Origin of the sequence: Pelosinus fermentans JBW45 (assembly GCF_000271665.2) — a bacterium.
Lineage (GTDB): Bacteria > Bacillota > Negativicutes > DSM-13327 > DSM-13327 > Pelosinus > Pelosinus baikalensis.
In genome coordinates this window covers 4,966,931-4,984,478 of the sequence record NZ_CP010978.1, presented here as the reverse complement: position 1 = coordinate 4,984,478, position 17,548 = coordinate 4,966,931, and the positions used below count along the sequence as shown (strand labels likewise).

The window sequence follows — 17,548 nt, the reverse complement described above, 5'->3', positions numbered from 1 at the left end:
ATCATTATGCAGGATGCAAGAACAATTGAGATTGTGGATACTACCCTAAGAGATGGAGAACAGTCCCCAAACATTGTTTTTTCTGCTCAGGATAAATTAAATATTGCCATGGCACTAGATAAGGCGGGAGTTACCTGGATTGAGGCAGGGGTTCCTGTTATGGGAGAAGAAGAGCAAGAAGCGATGAAGATGATTTTGTCTGCTGGGCTGCAAGCTAAGGTGATTGCTTGGAATCGTGCCCTTAAAAATGATATTCTGTCTTCAGTATCTTGTGGTTTTTCCCATCTGCATATCTCTGTTCCTGTTTCTGATTTGCATATTGAACAAAAATTAAAAAAAAGCAGAGAATGGGTACTGGAGAATTTAAAACAATCCATATTGTTGGCACAAAGCTTTGGCTGTACGGTTTCTGTAGGAGCAGAAGATGCTTCACGAGGGGATCGGGAGTATTTCCTGCAAGTTGCAAATATAGCGGCAGAATTGGGAGCAGTTCGCATTCGTTATGCGGATACGGTAGGTTGCCTAAATCCATTAGGGGTGCATTCTATCTTTCAGGAATTGATTCCTCGCTGCCCATTGCCGGTAGAAGTTCATATGCACAATGATTTTGGTTTAGCCAATGCCAATACCTTGGTAGCGCTTGCCGCCGGGGCTGAACTGGCAAGTACAACGATCGGGGGGATTGGCGAACGGGCTGGAAATGCAGCATTAGAGGAAGTGGTGACTGCATGGCAAGTCGTATATGGTATGAAATGCCATGTTAACAGAAGTGATTTTCCCCACTTAAGCCATTTGGTGATGCAGGCTGGCAACAAGGATGTGTTTGACTATAAACCAATTATCGGCAATGCTTTTACTGTCGATAATGCTAATAAAATAGCTTAGATAATCTAGGGTTTAGAAAAACTCCAAGACGACTTGCGATAGGCAAGGAGTCTTGGTGTTTTTTCTAATATAAGAGTTATGAACCACAAAGGCGCAATGCCGCTGCCCGCGGCACACTAAGGAGAGCACAAAGAATTTAAACCCTTTGTGTCCTTTGCGTCTTTGTGGTTCATAAACGGCTATGTTTTAAAGGACGTGTAGCTTTTTTCTATGCAGGAATTTGTGAATTTGGTATGGAAGTAGGGAAAGGTGATTTTGTAGAAAATAGGATAAAAAAGAAGTAATGGGAGTAGTTATATGAAAAAAAATGATGTGTTATGTACTTCTCATGAAATACAGCGGTGTGGCTGGGTAACAGCTGATGTTCTATATCAGAAATATCATGACACCGAATGGGGAGTGCCTCAATATAATGATGATAAGTTGTTTGAATTTCTGCTCTTAGAAGGCTTGCAGGCAGGGTTAAGCTGGATTACTATATTAAAAAGGCGTGAAGCTTATCGTGAAGTGCTGGATGGATTTTCTGCAGCTAAAATTGCTGTTTATGATGAGGAAAAAATGTTAAAATTGATGTCTGACCCTAGATTGATTCGTAATTCTTTAAAGATGTCAGCTATTGTTAAAAATGCCAGAGCCTTTTTGCAAGTACAACAGGAAACGGGTAGTTTTTCAACGTATATGTGGCAGTTTATTGGCGGTTCGCCTAGACAAAACAGCTGGTCTTCTCTGGATGAGGTTCCCACAGAGACGTTAGAATCAAAGGAAATGAGCAGGGTCTTGAAGAAAAAGGGGTTTTCTTTTGTAGGGCCGACGATTTGTTATGCCTATATGCAGGCAGTTGGTATGGTTAATGACCATATAACCCATTGTTATCGTCACAAAGAGCTGAGGAAAGAGTAACAGAACAAGGAGTAATAAATGGAAGTATTGAATATTATTGAAGTGATTGGAACCATTGCTTTTGCAGCAGCAGGAGCTTTGACGGGGATACACAAACACTTAGATTTGTTTGGCGTGTTTATGTTAGCGCTAACTACGGCAGTTGGCGGAGGTATTGTACGGGATGTTTTAATTGGGATTAATCCTCCTACAGCCTTTGTCTATCCCTTTTTTACTATTATCAGTTTGGTTACGGCTATTATTGTAAGTATAAATTATCAGTGGATTAATAAATTCAATAATGTTATTGTGATCTGTGATGCCGTAGGACTGGGGGCTTTTACGGCGGCGGGTGCAAATATGTCATTTTTATATGAGTATCATCGGTTATTTATCACCGTTATGATGGCTGTACTCAGCGGTGTAGGTGGCGGCTTGATTCGAGATGTATTTGTGAGGGATATCCCCCTTATTTTTCGAAAAGAAGTATATGCAGTAGCTTCTATTGCAGGAGCGATATGTTTTTTCTATTCGAAACCGTTTTTGTTAGGAAATGGTCCGATGTATTTATGTTTTTTTGTCACTGTGATCATTCGGATGATTTGTATGAAATATGATATTAACTTTCCGGTGCCTGCTGCAAAAGGGCATGAAAAGGATGAGAGTAAGGGAGAGTAAGGATGGAAACTAAAAAAATTAGAGATTTTCAGTCTGGTGACCTAATTCAGAGCTTTTTTCTTGTGAAGGCTGCTGAATACAAAACAACCAGTAATAATAAAAGTTATCTTGATTTAACATTAGTGGATCCCACTGGTGAAATTAATGCAAAACTTTGGGATTATAATACAGAAACGGAACCGAAATACACTGTGAATATGTTAGTCAGAATACGGGGAAGCGTTTCAGAATGGCAGAGCAGGCTGCAGCTTAAAATTGATAAAATCAGAGCTGCGACACAAGAAGATGCGTTAGATATTGGTGATTTCGTGCCCGTTGCCCCCTACAGCCCAGAAGCGATGTATGAGGAAATTGAAAAATATATAGGTATGATTGAAAATGCTGATATTGCACAAATTGTCAGTACTTTAGTTGTTGGTAATAAAGAGAAGCTGCTATTATATCCGGCAGCAAAGCAAAATCATCATGCCGTTCGTTCCGGTCTTTTATATCATATTACCACTATGTTGAAAATGGGTGAAAAGGTAAGTGAGGTATATGTAAGTCTTAATCGGGACTTGCTATTTGCAGGCATCATTCTCCATGACATTGCAAAAATAGCGGAGATGAATGCCAGTGAATTGGGGATTGTCTCTGAATATACGGTAGAGGGAGAACTCTTAGGACATATCATCCAAGGAATAAAAATGATTGATCAGACTGCTGTAGAGGTGGGAGCCGACCCGGAAGCCTCCCTGCTTTTGCAGCATATGGTCTTGTCCCATCATTATGAACCAGAGTTTGGCAGTCCTAAAAGACCAATGATACCCGAGGCTGAAATACTGCATTATCTGGATATCATGGATGCGAGAATGTATGATATGGGACGAGCATTAGAAAAGGTAGAAGATGGAGCGTTTTCCGATAAAGTTTGGTTGTTAAATAATCGAAAATTGTATAAATCGGCGATAGCGAAGATTTGAATTGGGGTTAAAAAAGGATAAGATATTATGAACCACAAAGACACAATGCCGCTGATGCGGCACACGAAGGAGTGCACCAAAAATATAAATAAAACCCTTTGTGTCCTTTGCGCCTTTGTGGTTCCTTTTTAGTTTTATAGGTAGACTATCAGTACTTTTGTTATCGCATCAAAGTGAGGAAAGTAATCATATGAATGCAGAATTATGTTTTAGTCAGGGACTTGCACTGGCACATGAAGGAGATGCATTGCAAGCATTAGAGCTTTTCCATCAAGCAATCTCTTTAAAACCAGATTATGCTGAAGCTTATAATGGTATAGGTGCACTATTAATTAATATAAATAATCTAAATGAAGCAGAATTCTATCTTCAGCGTGCTTTAGAGTTAAAGGCGGATTATGCTGAAGCTTTATTTAATTTAGGAACGCTATTTTCTAGGACAAGTTTTCTGGAGGAAGCAGAAATTTGTCTTCGCGAAACGATAAGTCACGAACCTGGTTTTCCAGAAGCACATTTTCGCCTTGGGATGGTGCTCAAGCAGATGGAGCGATTAGATGAGGCTGAAAATCATCTTGAATTGGCTATCAGACTGCGATCTGACTTTAAAGAAGCTGAGTTTGCATTAGGCGTCTTATATTTACTTCAGGGACAGTATGAGAAAGGCTGGAGAGGGTATGAACTGCGCCGCAAAATCTTTAATGCCTGTGATTCTGAATGCACTCATAGGAAGGTAGAAGAGCTAATAGGAGAAAAAATAGTATTGTTTCATGAACAAGGGTTCGGTGATACGATTCATTTTGTAAGATATGCTCAAGAAATTGAAAAAGTGGCTTCCGAAGTAGTTTTGTTCCTTCCCAAACAGCTAGAACGATTAATGTCTGCTTCTTTTGAGAATATTATAATCCAAACTGACGAAAAGATGGTGGGAGAGTATAAGTTTTCCTGTCCATTACCAAGTTTGCCATATATGTTTCATACTACATTAGATACGATTCCTAGCCCCATTCCATATATAAAAGCAGATTCTAACCTGATAAACAATTGGAGTGAGATTCTGAAAAAAGAAATAAAGGATCAGTCTTTTACCATTGGTGTTGTTTGGGCCGGTAATCCAAATCATAAAAATGATAAAAATCGATCCATTCCTTTTCATGTGTTCAAGCAGCTTTTTTCTCTCCAGGAGGTAACTTGGGTAAGCTTGCAAATGGATGAAAAAGCTGCCGATCTACAAACGGTTTCGCATCAAGTAATTGATTTTCATGAGAATATCAGTGACTTTGCCGAAACAGCAGGGCTGATTGAGAATCTGGATCTGATAATAACGGTAGACACGGCAGTTGCGCATTTAGCAGGAGCTATGGGGAAAGAAACATGGCTGCTTTTGTCCGTTGACCCTGATTGGCGCTGGCAGGAAAAAGGACAAGAGAGTCTTTGGTATCCAACGATACGAATTTTTCGTCAAAATCATAGAGGTGATTGGCAAGACGTTTTAGCGCGGGTAAAAACGAATCTGGAAGTTAGACTCAAAAATAATAACAATTTTAACAAAATCAAAGACAATTAAAAGAATTCAAAGGAATTTCAAAGAAAGATCTCCGATATATAAAGCAGATCGATGTATATTGTTGGTCCTGCATACAACCTGAGCCTTACACAGGAAAATAAGGAAGCAAATCTTAGTTCCTCAAATGTAACAGCGGAACAAGATAATACTGAGAATACGATTGAATCATAAGTTCATTTTAACATTTCGATTTATAAAAAAATCAGGAAGCGGCGTAAATAGCCGTTTCCTGATTTTCGATTGTGTCTTCGCGGTTCAAAAGGTTTTATTTTTAAAATGACGCATTAGCGCTTTACTTATAAACTTAATTTGTTTTTAATTCTTTCAATTGCTTCAATGGTAGCTTCTTTGTTGCCAAAGGCTGTCAATCTGAAATAACCTTCGCCAGATGGACCAAAGCCAGTACCAGGAGTACCTACAATATGTACTTCATGGAGCAGTTTATCGAAGAAAGACCAAGAATCAAGTCCTTTTGGTACTTTCAGCCAAATGTAAGGTGCATTTACGCCACCGAAGGTTTGTATGCCAATACTTTCTAGGCCTTCCTTAATGATTCTTGCATTATCCATATAATATTTTACTACACTCTTGATTTGGGCTTGACCTTCAGGAGTATAAGTCGCTTCCGCACCTTTTTGGATAATATAAGGAGTACCGTTGAATTTGGTCGTTTGTCTGCGGTTCCATAATTTATTTAAGGGGTGTTTCTCGCCATTGGCAGTAAGAGCCAGAACGGTTTTAGGTACAACGGTATAGGCGCATCTAGTACCAGTAAATCCGGCTGTTTTGGAGAAAGAACGAAACTCAATAGCGACTTCTTTGGCACCTTCGATTTCATAGATGCTGTGAGGAAGCTCTGGATCTTGGATATATGCTTCATAAGCAGAATCAAATAAGATAATTGAGTTGTTTGTTCTTGCATATTCAACCCATTTTTTTAATTCTTTTTTAGAAAGTGTGGTACCTGTAGGATTATTAGGAACACATAAGTAAATAAGGTCTACTTTTTCCGTAGGTAACTCTGGAACAAAACTATTTTCTGCATTGCAGATTAAATAGGTGACATTTTCAAAGATGCCATTAGAAAAACCACCTGTTCTACCCGCCATTACGTTGGTATCCAGATATACAGGATATACAGGATCAGTAATCGCAACTTTGTTATGTACACCAAAAATTTCTTGTATATTACCTACATCGCTTTTTGAACCGTCACTGACGAAGACTTCATCTTCTTCAAGTTCGACACCTCTAGAACGATAATCAGTTTCAATGATCTTTTTGATGAGGAAGTTATAACCTTGTTCTGGCCCGTAGCCTCTAAATGTTTCGGCGTGTGCCATTTCATCCACGGCTTTGTGTAAGCCTTCAATGACAGCAGGGGTTAAAGGCTGTGTAACATCACCAATTCCCAATCGAATGATATTTGCTTCTGGAAATTCTGCTTTAAAAGTTGTAACTCTCTTTGCGATTTCTGCAAATAAATAACTGCCAGGGAGTTTCAAATAGTTTTCGTTAATTAAAGCCATTAATATATGCTCCTTCCTTAATATGATACATTTTAACTAAAGAATTTGTTAGTTTGATATCGTATTTACATACTTATTATTTCTATTGATTCAGTAGTTACATATCGTATAGCTTTATTATACTATATATGACTATTTTCCTGCATATATTATGGGAGGATATTTGAAAAAACCCTTAAAATTATTATTTGCAGCATCAATTACACCACTATATACATTCTATTTTATCCAAAACATCAGTTTTCATTACGTGAATCTTGCTGACTTTGCCTTTATATTATGATGGGGATTAGTACCTCATCTGCGTTAAAACTATAGATCATTTAGTGAGGAATTTTTCGAACTGCAGAGGTTTAATGCAGATGAGGTACGAGTATAGGTGCTACCATAATTGTAATAATACCAGCAACAATCATTGTTAAGCTTGCGATTGCCCCTTCGATAGAACCTATTTCATATGCCTGTGCTGTTCCTGCTCCATGTGCCCCCATTCCTAGAAGCATACCTTTACTAACTTGATGATGAATGGGAAGCCATTTTAGAATAAAAGGACCTGCAACGATCCCTGCAATACCTGTTACGATTACAAAACTAGCTGTCATGGCAGGCAAGCCACCAATGGTTTGAGAAATATTCATCGCAATGGGAGTGGTAATGGAGCGTGGCGCCAAACTATCGAGAAGTTGCGGCGTCAAATGAAACAATTTACCATACATAACAGAAGATACGATTGCAATGATCGAACCTCCGAAAACACCAAGGGCAATTTCTAATGCATATTTCTTTAATAATGCTCGATATTTATACAAGGGAACTGCAAAAGCGACGATTGCCGGCTGCAGCATATCCGTAATCCATTGTGTACCTGCAGAATAGGTTTCTAAAGAAACATGGAATGATAATAGCAAACTGATTAATACAAAAGGGCAGATGACTAATGGTGATAAAAAAACGGATTGCTTTTTTCTATATAGAAGTTTGGCTCCTACATAACTAAGAATTGTAATAATAAAACTAAATCCTGCTAACATATTATCGTCCCTTTCCTATCTTATTTAAGAATTCGGCAAGTAATCCCGTAGAAATCATCACCGTTACGGTGCTAAGAAAAATGACGAATCCAAAACTTGCTCCATTGGTTATGATTAACTGTTTATATTGAACCACTCCGACAGCTGATGGAATAAAAAATAGAATTAACTCTGCAATGAGAAGGTTGGCACCTGTCTCGACCCATTCTAAAGAAATGATTTTTGCTTCTAATAAAAGAAAAATAAATAAGATTCCTAATATACTACCAGGGAAATGTAAATCAAATACCTGCGTTAGTTTATTACCCATTAGGGCAATTCCTAGTAATCCACCAATTTGAGCAATACATTTTAAAATGTACATTTTCTTCGCCTCCATGTTATATAAGTAGTATATATCATTACTAGCCATGCGTAAAATTCATAATAACAATCAAAATTATTGGTTTTGACTATGATTGTTAATCTACTTAAACATAAAAAGCTGTCAATGCACAGAGTAAATATAAAAAAGGAGGCTGCCCCCACCATAAGTCTTTTAGACCTATGGTGAAGGCAGTCTCCTTTTTTATATTACCTGTTGCGGGCTTGTTCTCTGAGACGTGCTACACGCTCGGCGGTAGCTGGATGAGTGCTAAATAAGTTCGTCATCCATTGTCCCGTCCCGCTTAATGGGTTAATGATGAATAAATGGGAGGTAGATGGTGTGGAAGCAGGCAGCACTTTATGTTTGGCATAATAATCAATTTTCTCTAAAGCACTTGCTAATGCTAATGGATTGTTTGAAATGGCACCACCAATTTCATCGGCCATATATTCTCTTGAACGAGAAATTCCTAATTGGATAAGAGTTGCAGCAATTGGGGCTAATACGATGGTAAATAGTGTACCTAGAAGACCGCCGCCATTATCGTCTTCATTGCTGCGACCCATACCGAAGATAGCTGACCATTGAGCCATGTGGGCAATCCAGGTAATAACGCCTGCGATTGAAGCAACAACGGTACTAATGAGTGTATCACGATTTTTAATATGAGCTAATTCATGGGCGATAACACCTGACAATTCGTCATAAGATAGAGTTTTCATAATCCCGGTAGTAACTGCGACAACACCATATTGAGGACTGCGTCCTGTAGCAAAGGCGTTAGGGACATCGGAATCAATTACGTAAACTCTAGGCATCGGCAAGTTTGCCCTATGAGCAAGATTGGCTACCAGTTTGAAGAGGTCAGGTCCTTGCTCAGCTGTAATTTCTCGGGCACTGTACATACGCAGAACCAGTTTATCACTAAACCAATAACTCCCTAAATTCATAGCCAAGGAGACTATCAGCATGATACCTACTCCGGATCTGCCGCCAAATAGACCACCAATTGCCATTAATAGACCTGTTAGGGCTGCTAACAATAAGGTTGTTTTTAGATTGTTCATTATAAAAAAGCCTCCTTTTTGATTTTGTTTTTTGAGTAAAAATCAAGATATAGTAAACAGACCTTGCCCACATACTGTTAGATATGAGGCAAGGTCTTGCTTGCAATTATGATTGCCAGTATAGCCGGGATGAATCCGTGTTGACGGCAGATACTGTACAGCTACTCCCCTTGCAGGGTATTTATATCTTTGTTTGCCTATATAATAGCATGAGGTTATATAATTGTCAATAATTATTCTTTTTTAAGAAAAGAAAGCTTGTATTTCCAGAATCAATTTGCAAAGTGAATGGTTAGGTTAATTATTTCTGGCGAATTGCCAATACGGACAGGGGGACCCCATGTACCGAAGCCGCAAGAAACGATCACCTGTAAACTTTCTTTCTGTAGATATCCCCAGTCTAATTCGTAGAGTCTTTTCGTGATTAGACTATTCGGAAATAATTGCCCCAAGTGAGTATGTCCTGATAGTTGCAAATCAACTCCTTGATCGACTGCATCTTGTAAATTTTTTGGTTGATGGTCAAGAAGGATGATCGGCAGCTTATGATCAATGCCTTCCATGATAGTTTTCAGGTCTTGTCGAGAGGCTCCTATATAACGCATTTTGGCAAGATCATCCCGGCCTACCACATAAAAACTATTATCAACTAGGGTCCATTGATCCCGGAGTATATGTATATTGCCTTGCTCTAGATATTGAATAGCAAGATCTGTTTGCTGATCGAAATATTCGTGATTTCCTAATACCGCATAGGTACCTAGTTTAGGTCGAAGTTTACGAAATGTCTCGATCATATGCTGATTTGGCAGAACATTGATATCATTATCAATAATATCCCCAGGAATCAGTACAATATCAGGCTCTAGTTGATTAATTCGATTGACTAATCGTTTTAAACGACGATTATCAACAATCTGTCCCAAATGAATGTCAGAGACCATGACGACTTGTAAGGTTTCTAAAGAACTTGTTCCTGCTGTTTTGGGTATAGTGATCTCATAGTTGATGGTCACTGGGTGACGAGCGTTCCACGTACCATAAGCAATCAGACAGGTTGTGGCCAGAAAAACGGTGGCAGCCACCCGCAAAGAATGTTGTTTTAATTTTAGCGGTAAAAAGGGTTTGTATGTATCGATGAAACGCAGAATATCAATAAAGAGAGTAAATAAAAATAAATAATAGATCATGCCGAGCCAAAAGGAACCAGTCAAAAGAAGGGTATCACCAAGGGGTGAAGGAGAGAGTTTTTGAATTAAACTGCCCAAAGGGTAACTCAATGCAAAAAGACTGAAAATAAAGAGATAACTTATGGAGAAAATAAGAGATGATTTCCTTCGTAAGGATTGCCAGCCTCGTATCCCAATGTAAAAATTAATGGCACTATAGAGTAGTAGTACAATGATGATCATGGTAATGTATGCGCTCCTTCATATAGTCAACGTTGCTATATATGCTCCAAATCAGTGTGATACATGGCAGTCGTCACCGAATAATAGATAAGTCCATTTATTTCTTTTCGTGACCGATTGAGGATTTCCTGCCATAGATAGGACGAAATATGAACCACAAAGGCACGATGCCGCTGCCGCAATCCTTTGTATCCTTTGTGTTTTTGTGGTTCGATTATTTATATGTTGGTAAAGGATGTGCAGCGTTTCTCTTATTATACTTCTTAATTATGCAGGATTTAGTGAGAATGGAATCGAAATTGATAATTTTATATAATTGTAATGCTCTAATGCGGCTATTGAAAGTTAGCCTAGAAAAAGGGAGAAGTAGAATGGATAATCAACAGATTTGTGGACCCCTTGGGCCAGTTGATGAAGAATTGATCATAAAGACATGTCAAGAGTTAGTGCAAATTCCTAGCTATACAGGGCAAGAACAAGAAATTGCAGATTTGTTAGTAGAGAAGATGCTTGCTTTGGGGTATGATTCGGCTTGGATTGATGGCGTGGGCAATGTAATTGGTGAGATTCGCGGAAACCATCCGGGTCCTAAAGTGTTGTTTGATAGTCATATCGATACGATACCTGTGAGTGGTACTGAAATATGGATTCATGATCCTTTTGAGGGATTGGTTGAGAATGGACGTATGTATGGCCGTGGGGTTGTAAGCATGAAGGGAGCTTTGTCTGCAATGATATGTGGCTTGGCACCTTTGATCCAATATAAAGATAAACTATCTGGATCTGTATTTGTATCCGGTACAGTTGGTAAGGAGCAGTTTGAAGGATTGGCCTTTCGCCAAGTGATCCAAGTAATGAAGCCAGATTATGTGATTGTTGGAGAAGCTTCTGATTTGGCGATTTGCTATGGGCAGCGGGGGCGCGCTCAAGTGATCGTGATGACGAAAGGAAAAGCCGCTCATTCTGCTGTTCCCTTAGCTGGGAAGAACGCCAGTGATATGATGTTAAATTTAGTAGCAGAGATTAAGAAGCAAACAACCTTTTCAGTTAGCTCATTAGGGCAGGGGAGTCTAGAACTAGTAAGTATCGCCTCAGCTCCCTCTCCGGGGAGTTCTACAGTGCCCCATACATGTTGGGCTACATTTGATCGGTATATGGTCCAGGATGAATTAGAAGCAGATATCTTGCAGCCAATTCATAGAGCCATTGCTGTATTGCAGCACCAGGATGCTGACTTTAGCGCAGAGGTAGGGATTGCTGAGTCTGGTCTTGAGTGCTATACAGGACAATATTTATCGGGAAAGCGGTTTTTCCCTGGGTGGATACTATCTCCTGAACATGAATTGGTAAGTGGTGCCCAACAAGCCTTAGGTAAAGCTGGTTTTACCCCTGCACTTTCCACCTATACTATTTCCACGAATGCTAGTTACTCCGCTGCGATAGCCAACGTTCCTACCATCGGTTTTGGTCCTGGCTGTGAGAAGGATATGCATATTGCTGATGAGAATCTAAAAGTAAATCAATTAACGGCTGCGGCGGCAGGCTATCAGGCGATTGCCTGTCAGTTTTTGCTTACAAAGGAACAAGAAAGTAGTGAGAGGTGGCGATGAGTATTTTGGAAAGCAATAAAGAGGGATGGGAATATCTAAGAGAGATACCTGTTTTTTCAAGGCTGCCGGAAAAGCAATTGGAGATTATTCATAATCATACAATTGAGCGGCGCTTTCGCAAAGGCATGATTATTTTTCTTGAAGGTGATACGGGTGAAGGCTTTCATTATGTAAAAAGCGGCAAAGTAAAGGTTCTTAGAACTTCTGATGATGGGCGGGAACATATTATTAAGATCTTAGGGGCAGGAGAGATTTTTGCTGAGGTGCTGATGTTTAATAACCGGCCTTATCCGGCGACTGCTGTGGCAGTAGAGCCTTCCTGTATTGGTATGATACGTAATATAGACTTAGAGCAGCTGGTACTTACGAATAATGAGCTGGCTCTACAGTTAATAAAAGCGCTAAGTCAGCGATTAATCTATGCACAGCAGAAAATTAAAAACTTGGCTTTGAATGATGTAATGTCACGTACCGTAGAAGTATTATTGCGCTTAAGCCAGGAACAAGGTGATATCAAAGACAATGGTGTAATTGAACTTGCTCTTGATTTATCGAGACAAGACTTAGCAAATCTGGTGGGGACAACAAGGGAAACAGTAACAAGGACGTTAAGTTCTCTGAAAAAAGATAAATTCATCGATTTTGACGGTCAGAAAATAAGAATTCTGGATGTGGAATATTTAAGACGCTTAATTTCCTAAGTGTACGAAAGAGTCAAAATAAAAGACACTCAAAGAGATCGTTAAAAATAAAATTCTATACTTTCTGATTCATAAAAAAATCCTGGATGAATTTCATCCAGGATTTATTATTTAGCCAAGAATGGCTTTTAGATCTTCATCAGGAGTGGTAATTAGCTGTAAACCGAAAGACTCATTTAATACTTTAAATACATTTGGTGAGATGAAAGCAGGTGGTGTAGGGCCAATTCGAATGTTTTTGACTCCTAAGTGAAGCAGAGTTAAGAGAATCGCTACTGCTTTTTGCTCATACCAGGATAGAACAAAGGAAAGTGGCAGGTCATTTACGCCGCAGTTGAATGCTTTAGCTAAGGCTACTGCTACTTGAATGCCTGAGAAAGCATTGTTGCATTGTCCTAAATCCAAGAGGCGAGGAATGCCATCAATATCACCAAATTCCAAATTGTTAAAGCGATATTTACCACAAGCTACGGTTAATATTACGCAATCTTTAGGTACCTTTTGTGCCAATTCAGTGTAGTAGTTACGACCAGGTTTGGCGCCGTCGCAACCGCCAATTAAGAAGAAACGTTTGATCTTACCGGCTTTAACCGCTTCGACCACTTTGTCAGCCAAGCTAAGGATAACACTATGATGGAAACCTGTAGCAATTGTATAGTCGCCAGCTGTTTCAGGCAGAGCTGGTAAGGATTTTGCATGGGCAATAATTTCGGAGAAATCACGGTCAAGGATTTGTTTGCCACCTTGTAGACCTGTAATATTACGCATATAAATGCGATCTCCATAGGAACATTTGTCAGTAAGCGGCATTACACAGTTTGTTGTTACTAAAATAGCGCCAGAAAAATTTTCGAATTCTGTGCGCTGATTTTGCCATGCAGTGCCGAAATTTCCAATTAAGTGTTTGTATTTTCTAAGTTCAGGATAGGAATGAGCAGGTAACATTTCTCCATGAGTATAAACGTTAACGCCAGTACCTTCTGTTTGTTTTAATAATTCTTCAAGATCTAAGAGATCATGACCTGTGATCACAATGCCAGGGCCAGCTTTAGTGCCTGTAAATACCTGTGCAGGAGCTGGTGAGCCATAGCGTGCAACATGGGCATTATCTAACACTTCCATGATTCTAAGGTTCATTTCACCGCATTTTAATACCATTTCAATATGACGTTCTAAGCTAAAGTTAACATTTGTGAGAGTAAAGAATAACGCATCATGCATAAAAGCATCGACTTGTTCATCTCTAGCGCCAAGTTCTCTAGCATGGTGGGCATATGCAGAAATTCCTTTTAGACCAAAAACAAGTGTATCTTGCAGACTGGCAATATCCTCATTTTTACCGCAAACCCCTACCTTAGTACAGCCTGTACCTCCAGCGGTTTGCTCGCATTGACGACAAAACATGCTCATGAATCATATCCCCCTTACCATTTTTTATTACATTATTCATTATAATGGTATTGGGAAAGAATAAATGTGATGTATGTCACAATTTGCAAACACTTGCAAAAAAGAATAAGTATAGTTTTAGAAGAATCAAGTTACCACAAGAGTAATCTCGTCACCGTTTTTTACAAGGGATGTATATTCTGTCGGTTGATTATTTAAAAGAATCTTGACAATACTGCCAGGAGGAATGGTTTTCGGATTGAAATTGGCAGCCAGTAGTACATCGCTAATCATAGGATGTTCTTGTTCGGTAGAAGAAAAATGAATGAAACTTTCATTGGGGGCAATATCTGTGATTTGAGAGACTTTATCATTCGTGATGATCGTATAGCGACGAAGGGGGATACTGCACTTAACTTTATTGAATAATACGGTGATGGAATGCTCCTCGTCGTTATTGAGCCCTAATAGTTCACCCAGAGTTGGTTCGCAAAGAGGCGAAATAATGATCTGGTCGTTGGCGCTTACGGGACTGGCAGCTGTGGAGGTGTTTCCGTTTATGGTATATTTGCGCCAAATACTATATTCTCGTTCACTGCCATTGATAATATAGTGGTAAGGTGGGACATCCATAGGGTTTCCAGTTGCGGTCAGAACTTCTTCTAGGGTACTCGGCACACGGTAAAGTACTTGGTCTCTATCGGCTAGTACTGCATCTGGTTGGGCTAATTCATCATTAATAGTAATAATCGGAGATATTTCGTAAGGCTTTTGATTGATATAAATAAGATAGGAAGGAAGAATATCAAAAATATCGGAAAGACAAAGAGAGGGCATGGTGCCACTTGTGCCTTTGGTTACTTTGATCACATCATCTTCCTGCAGTAGTTCAGAAAGGGTAGCTTTATGACCATTTAGTTCAATGAGACTAGGAGTGCCATGGGTGCCGGGAAAGAAGTTGGTTTGGGAGTTAATATCAATGGTGATGCCAAGCCCTGGTTTGCCATGGAGACTCCGCGTGTCAATACCCGCAGCTAACAGAGCATCTGCAACGGTTAAGTGACCCAGATTAAACAGATGTAAGGGTTGTTCATTTAAGGTAACATTCATAAAATTAAGTGTACGGCTGGCAGAAAGTTTTAAAATCCCAAGAGGGGTGACTGCATCAGGGGTACAAAGATCAGTCGGAATTTGGCTAATGCCTTCGATTATATCAGGGCGGCGAACCGCTACTCGCGGCGCTGGCATGTCAAGGCATTGGGCTAATGCTTCGGAAATCATCGGGGTGAGGGAACCACCACCAACTAAGAGAACCGCCTGAGGGGCCGTAACATTGAGGGATATGATCTGGGTTGCAATTAATTGTGCCAATTCAGCTACATGGGGTTCAATGTTCTTAATAATTTCACTTATGGCTATTTCCTGGGGAAGACCTAATACATCGGTGAGGGTAATGGTAGAGGATTCATTATCCGTAAGTTTGCGTTTGACCGTCTCTGCCACATTGAAGTCCAAAAGATATTGCTGGGAAATAGCTTCCGTAATTTTATCACCGGCACAGGGAACCATGCCATAAGCAATAATCGAACCATCTTTCGTAATGGCCACATCCGATGTACCTGCTCCGATGTCAACCAGGACTAGATTCAAATGACGCATGGTTTGAGGAATTAATACATTAATTGCTGCGATAGGCTCTAAGGTGAGAGTGGCTATTTCTAAATTAACAGAGGTGATAGCTGACTGCAAAGAATCGATAACTTGTCTAGGCAGAAAGGTTGCAATTAGTTCAACCGTAGCTTTTTTGCCTCGTTGCCCCACTAAGGTTTTTAACGGCGTCTTATCCAGGATGAAGCTAACGACACTATACCCTACACAATAATAAGAGGTGGGGTCGGATAGCGTATTGGATGTAGCTAATTTATGTTGAGCCGATTGGATAGCTGCCAGTTCTAGAGCGTGCTCATCACTGGATGTGAGCACACCCCTATCTGACATTTCAATTTCAGCCCTAGATTGAATGGTGCATAAAGCTCGACCTGCTGCGGCTACTGAGACTTTCTTCAAGGGACCGCAAGAGGTCTCTAATGCATTTTTTACTTCGGCAATAATTGCTGCTACTTCTGGAACATCATGAATTTGTCCATCCATCATCGCGCGAGTACGATGCTCTTGGCGATGAGAGGCAATGATCTGAATGCTATTATCTACTTTTTCCCCCACGAGGCCGACTACACTGCGTGTTCCAATATCTAATGCAAAGAGTAGATTTTTTTCCATTAATGTGCTCCTTTTATATATGGTTTTATTTGTACCAGAATATGAATTCCTGGTTTGTATAAAAATAGGAAGGATCAAGAGTTTCATCTTTCCCAAATCAGGGACGAAACAGATACAGTATCTCTATAAATAGTATTACTTTCGCGTTTTTCTGCTAATTTCCTTTTTGCAAGAAATAATTACTCTGGCAAAGTAACGAGCGTAAGTATAAACACGGCTGGGGCCGATGCTGTACTTGGGACATAGCAGGAAAAAAAATATGTATTTATAACGCATTTTTTGATAAAATGTAACATAAGTATAAATATTTATATGGTGGGGCAATAGCCTGCTTAGATTGAGAGGAGTTTATCTGTGTCTCAAATACACATTGTAGTCGATAGCATTGGGCAAGTGCCTGATGAAATGCTTGCTGGGCATCCTAATTTACATGTCGTAGCCCTCAAGGTACGGGTTGGTGACCAGGAGTGGCGGGAAAATGAGATTTCTACAAAAGAGTTGTTTCACATTTCTCAAGAGACAAAACAACATCCTAAAACATCACAGCCGGCGCCAGGTGATTTCATAGAAGTATGTCAGCCTCTTATTAAAGCAGGTAAAGAAATAATTGTTATCAGTGTATCAGGGGGATTAAGCGGTACTGCAGAAGGTGCCAGGTCGGTTGCTAACATGATTGGCGGGAAAAAAATTCACGTAATTGATTCAGGTACTGCGTCGGTTGGTATGGTGCAGATGGCTAAGACCGCTCTAGAAATGGCTTTGGTCAATTGTTCCGCTAAAGATATTGTTGACAGATTAGAAACCATGGTAAAAGCGACGCATACGTTCTTAATTCCAGATACCTTAGAGTATTTATATAAAGGGGGACGGATTGGCGGTGCCTCTGCCTTGTTTGGCAGTATACTGCAAATAAGACCCTTACTGTATTTAGTTGATGGCAAAGTTGCTGTTATGGATAAGGTTCGTACCAAGCAGCGAGTCGTGAATCGCATGTTAGATGAGCTGCAAAAGTATCAAAATTTAGAATATATTGGTATAGGCCACATTGATGTCCCGGAAGAAGGGGAAGCTTTGAGGGTACGAATACAAGAGATGTATCCAAAAACTCTTATATTACCTGCAAAAATTGGCTCCGTATTAGGTGCCCATTTAGGTCCAGGCTTGTTAGGCTTAGTTTTCCAGGAAAAAATCTAA

Annotated in this window: 15 protein-coding genes; 8 read left to right on the top strand and 7 right to left on the bottom strand. The window is 39.7% G+C overall.

The window, feature by feature from the left end; genetic code table 11:
• The first annotated feature begins 6 nt into the window (after nt 1-6).
• From JBW_RS22025 to JBW_RS22005, 5 genes are all read left to right on the top strand, one after another.
• On the top strand, nt 7-885 hold the full coding sequence (locus JBW_RS22025; RefSeq protein ID WP_007959981.1) for a homocitrate synthase: 879 nt from the start codon (nt 7-9) through the stop codon (nt 883-885).
• 297 nt (nt 886-1,182) lie between these two features.
• Entirely contained in the window at nt 1,183-1,785 is a 603-nt protein-coding gene (locus JBW_RS22020) for a DNA-3-methyladenine glycosylase I (protein ID WP_007959982.1), read from the top strand.
• Nucleotides 1,786-1,803: 18 nt separating this feature from the next.
• A complete protein-coding gene (locus JBW_RS22015) occupies nt 1,804-2,442 on the top strand; it encodes a trimeric intracellular cation channel family protein (RefSeq protein ID WP_007959986.1) in 639 nt (212 codons plus the stop codon).
• 2 nt (nt 2,443-2,444) lie between these two features.
• Nucleotides 2,445-3,404: a 3'-5' exoribonuclease YhaM family protein gene (locus JBW_RS22010; RefSeq protein ID WP_007959987.1), complete on the top strand. Its 960-nt coding sequence runs from the start codon at nt 2,445-2,447 to the stop codon at nt 3,402-3,404.
• A 190-nt stretch (nt 3,405-3,594) separates the two neighbouring features.
• Nucleotides 3,595-4,968 (top strand): tetratricopeptide repeat protein, encoded by a 1,374-nt coding sequence (locus JBW_RS22005; RefSeq protein ID WP_007959990.1) that lies wholly within the window; start codon nt 3,595-3,597, stop codon nt 4,966-4,968.
• Between the two features lie 296 nt (nt 4,969-5,264).
• Here JBW_RS22005 and JBW_RS22000 read toward each other — a convergent pair whose 3' ends face one another.
• The 5 genes from JBW_RS22000 to JBW_RS21980 form a co-directional block, all read right to left on the bottom strand.
• Nucleotides 5,265-6,497 (bottom strand): LL-diaminopimelate aminotransferase, encoded by a 1,233-nt coding sequence (locus tag JBW_RS22000; protein WP_007959991.1) that lies wholly within the window; start codon nt 6,495-6,497, stop codon nt 5,265-5,267.
• A 353-nt stretch (nt 6,498-6,850) separates the two neighbouring features.
• On the bottom strand, nt 6,851-7,528 hold the full coding sequence (locus JBW_RS21995; RefSeq protein WP_007959994.1) for an LrgB family protein: 678 nt from the start codon (nt 7,526-7,528) through the stop codon (nt 6,851-6,853).
• 1 nt (nt 7,529) lies between these two features.
• Nucleotides 7,530-7,892, bottom strand: coding sequence for a CidA/LrgA family protein (locus JBW_RS21990; RefSeq protein WP_007959996.1), 363 nt, complete (start codon nt 7,890-7,892; stop codon nt 7,530-7,532).
• Nucleotides 7,893-8,101: 209 nt separating this feature from the next.
• On the bottom strand, nt 8,102-8,962 hold the full coding sequence (locus tag JBW_RS21985; RefSeq protein WP_007959998.1) for a zinc metalloprotease HtpX: 861 nt from the start codon (nt 8,960-8,962) through the stop codon (nt 8,102-8,104).
• A 272-nt stretch (nt 8,963-9,234) separates the two neighbouring features.
• Complete coding sequence (locus JBW_RS21980; RefSeq protein ID WP_007960002.1) at nt 9,235-10,374, bottom strand: metallophosphoesterase; 1,140 nt, start codon at nt 10,372-10,374, stop codon at nt 9,235-9,237.
• Between the two features lie 371 nt (nt 10,375-10,745).
• Between JBW_RS21980 and JBW_RS21975 the strand changes: the two genes are divergently transcribed.
• On the top strand, nt 10,746-11,984 hold the full coding sequence (locus tag JBW_RS21975) for a YgeY family selenium metabolism-linked hydrolase (RefSeq protein WP_036681835.1): 1,239 nt from the start codon (nt 10,746-10,748) through the stop codon (nt 11,982-11,984).
• Nucleotides 11,981-12,685: a Crp/Fnr family transcriptional regulator gene (locus tag JBW_RS21970; RefSeq protein ID WP_007960004.1), complete on the top strand. Its 705-nt coding sequence runs from the start codon at nt 11,981-11,983 to the stop codon at nt 12,683-12,685. Before JBW_RS21975 ends, JBW_RS21970 begins: the two co-directional genes overlap by 4 nt.
• A gap of 111 nt (nt 12,686-12,796) precedes the next feature.
• Here the strand turns inward: JBW_RS21970 and hcp are convergent, their stop codons facing one another.
• Together hcp and JBW_RS21960 are read right to left on the bottom strand one after the other, a co-directional pair.
• Nucleotides 12,797-14,095 (bottom strand): hydroxylamine reductase, encoded by a 1,299-nt coding sequence (gene hcp, locus JBW_RS21965; RefSeq protein ID WP_007960005.1) that lies wholly within the window; start codon nt 14,093-14,095, stop codon nt 12,797-12,799.
• A gap of 126 nt (nt 14,096-14,221) precedes the next feature.
• On the bottom strand, nt 14,222-16,354 hold the full coding sequence (locus JBW_RS21960) for a cell division protein FtsA (RefSeq protein ID WP_007960014.1): 2,133 nt from the start codon (nt 16,352-16,354) through the stop codon (nt 14,222-14,224).
• A gap of 354 nt (nt 16,355-16,708) precedes the next feature.
• Between JBW_RS21960 and JBW_RS21955 the strand changes: the two genes are divergently transcribed.
• Nucleotides 16,709-17,548, top strand: a complete 840-nt coding sequence (locus tag JBW_RS21955; protein WP_007960015.1) for a DegV family protein — start codon at nt 16,709-16,711, stop codon at nt 17,546-17,548.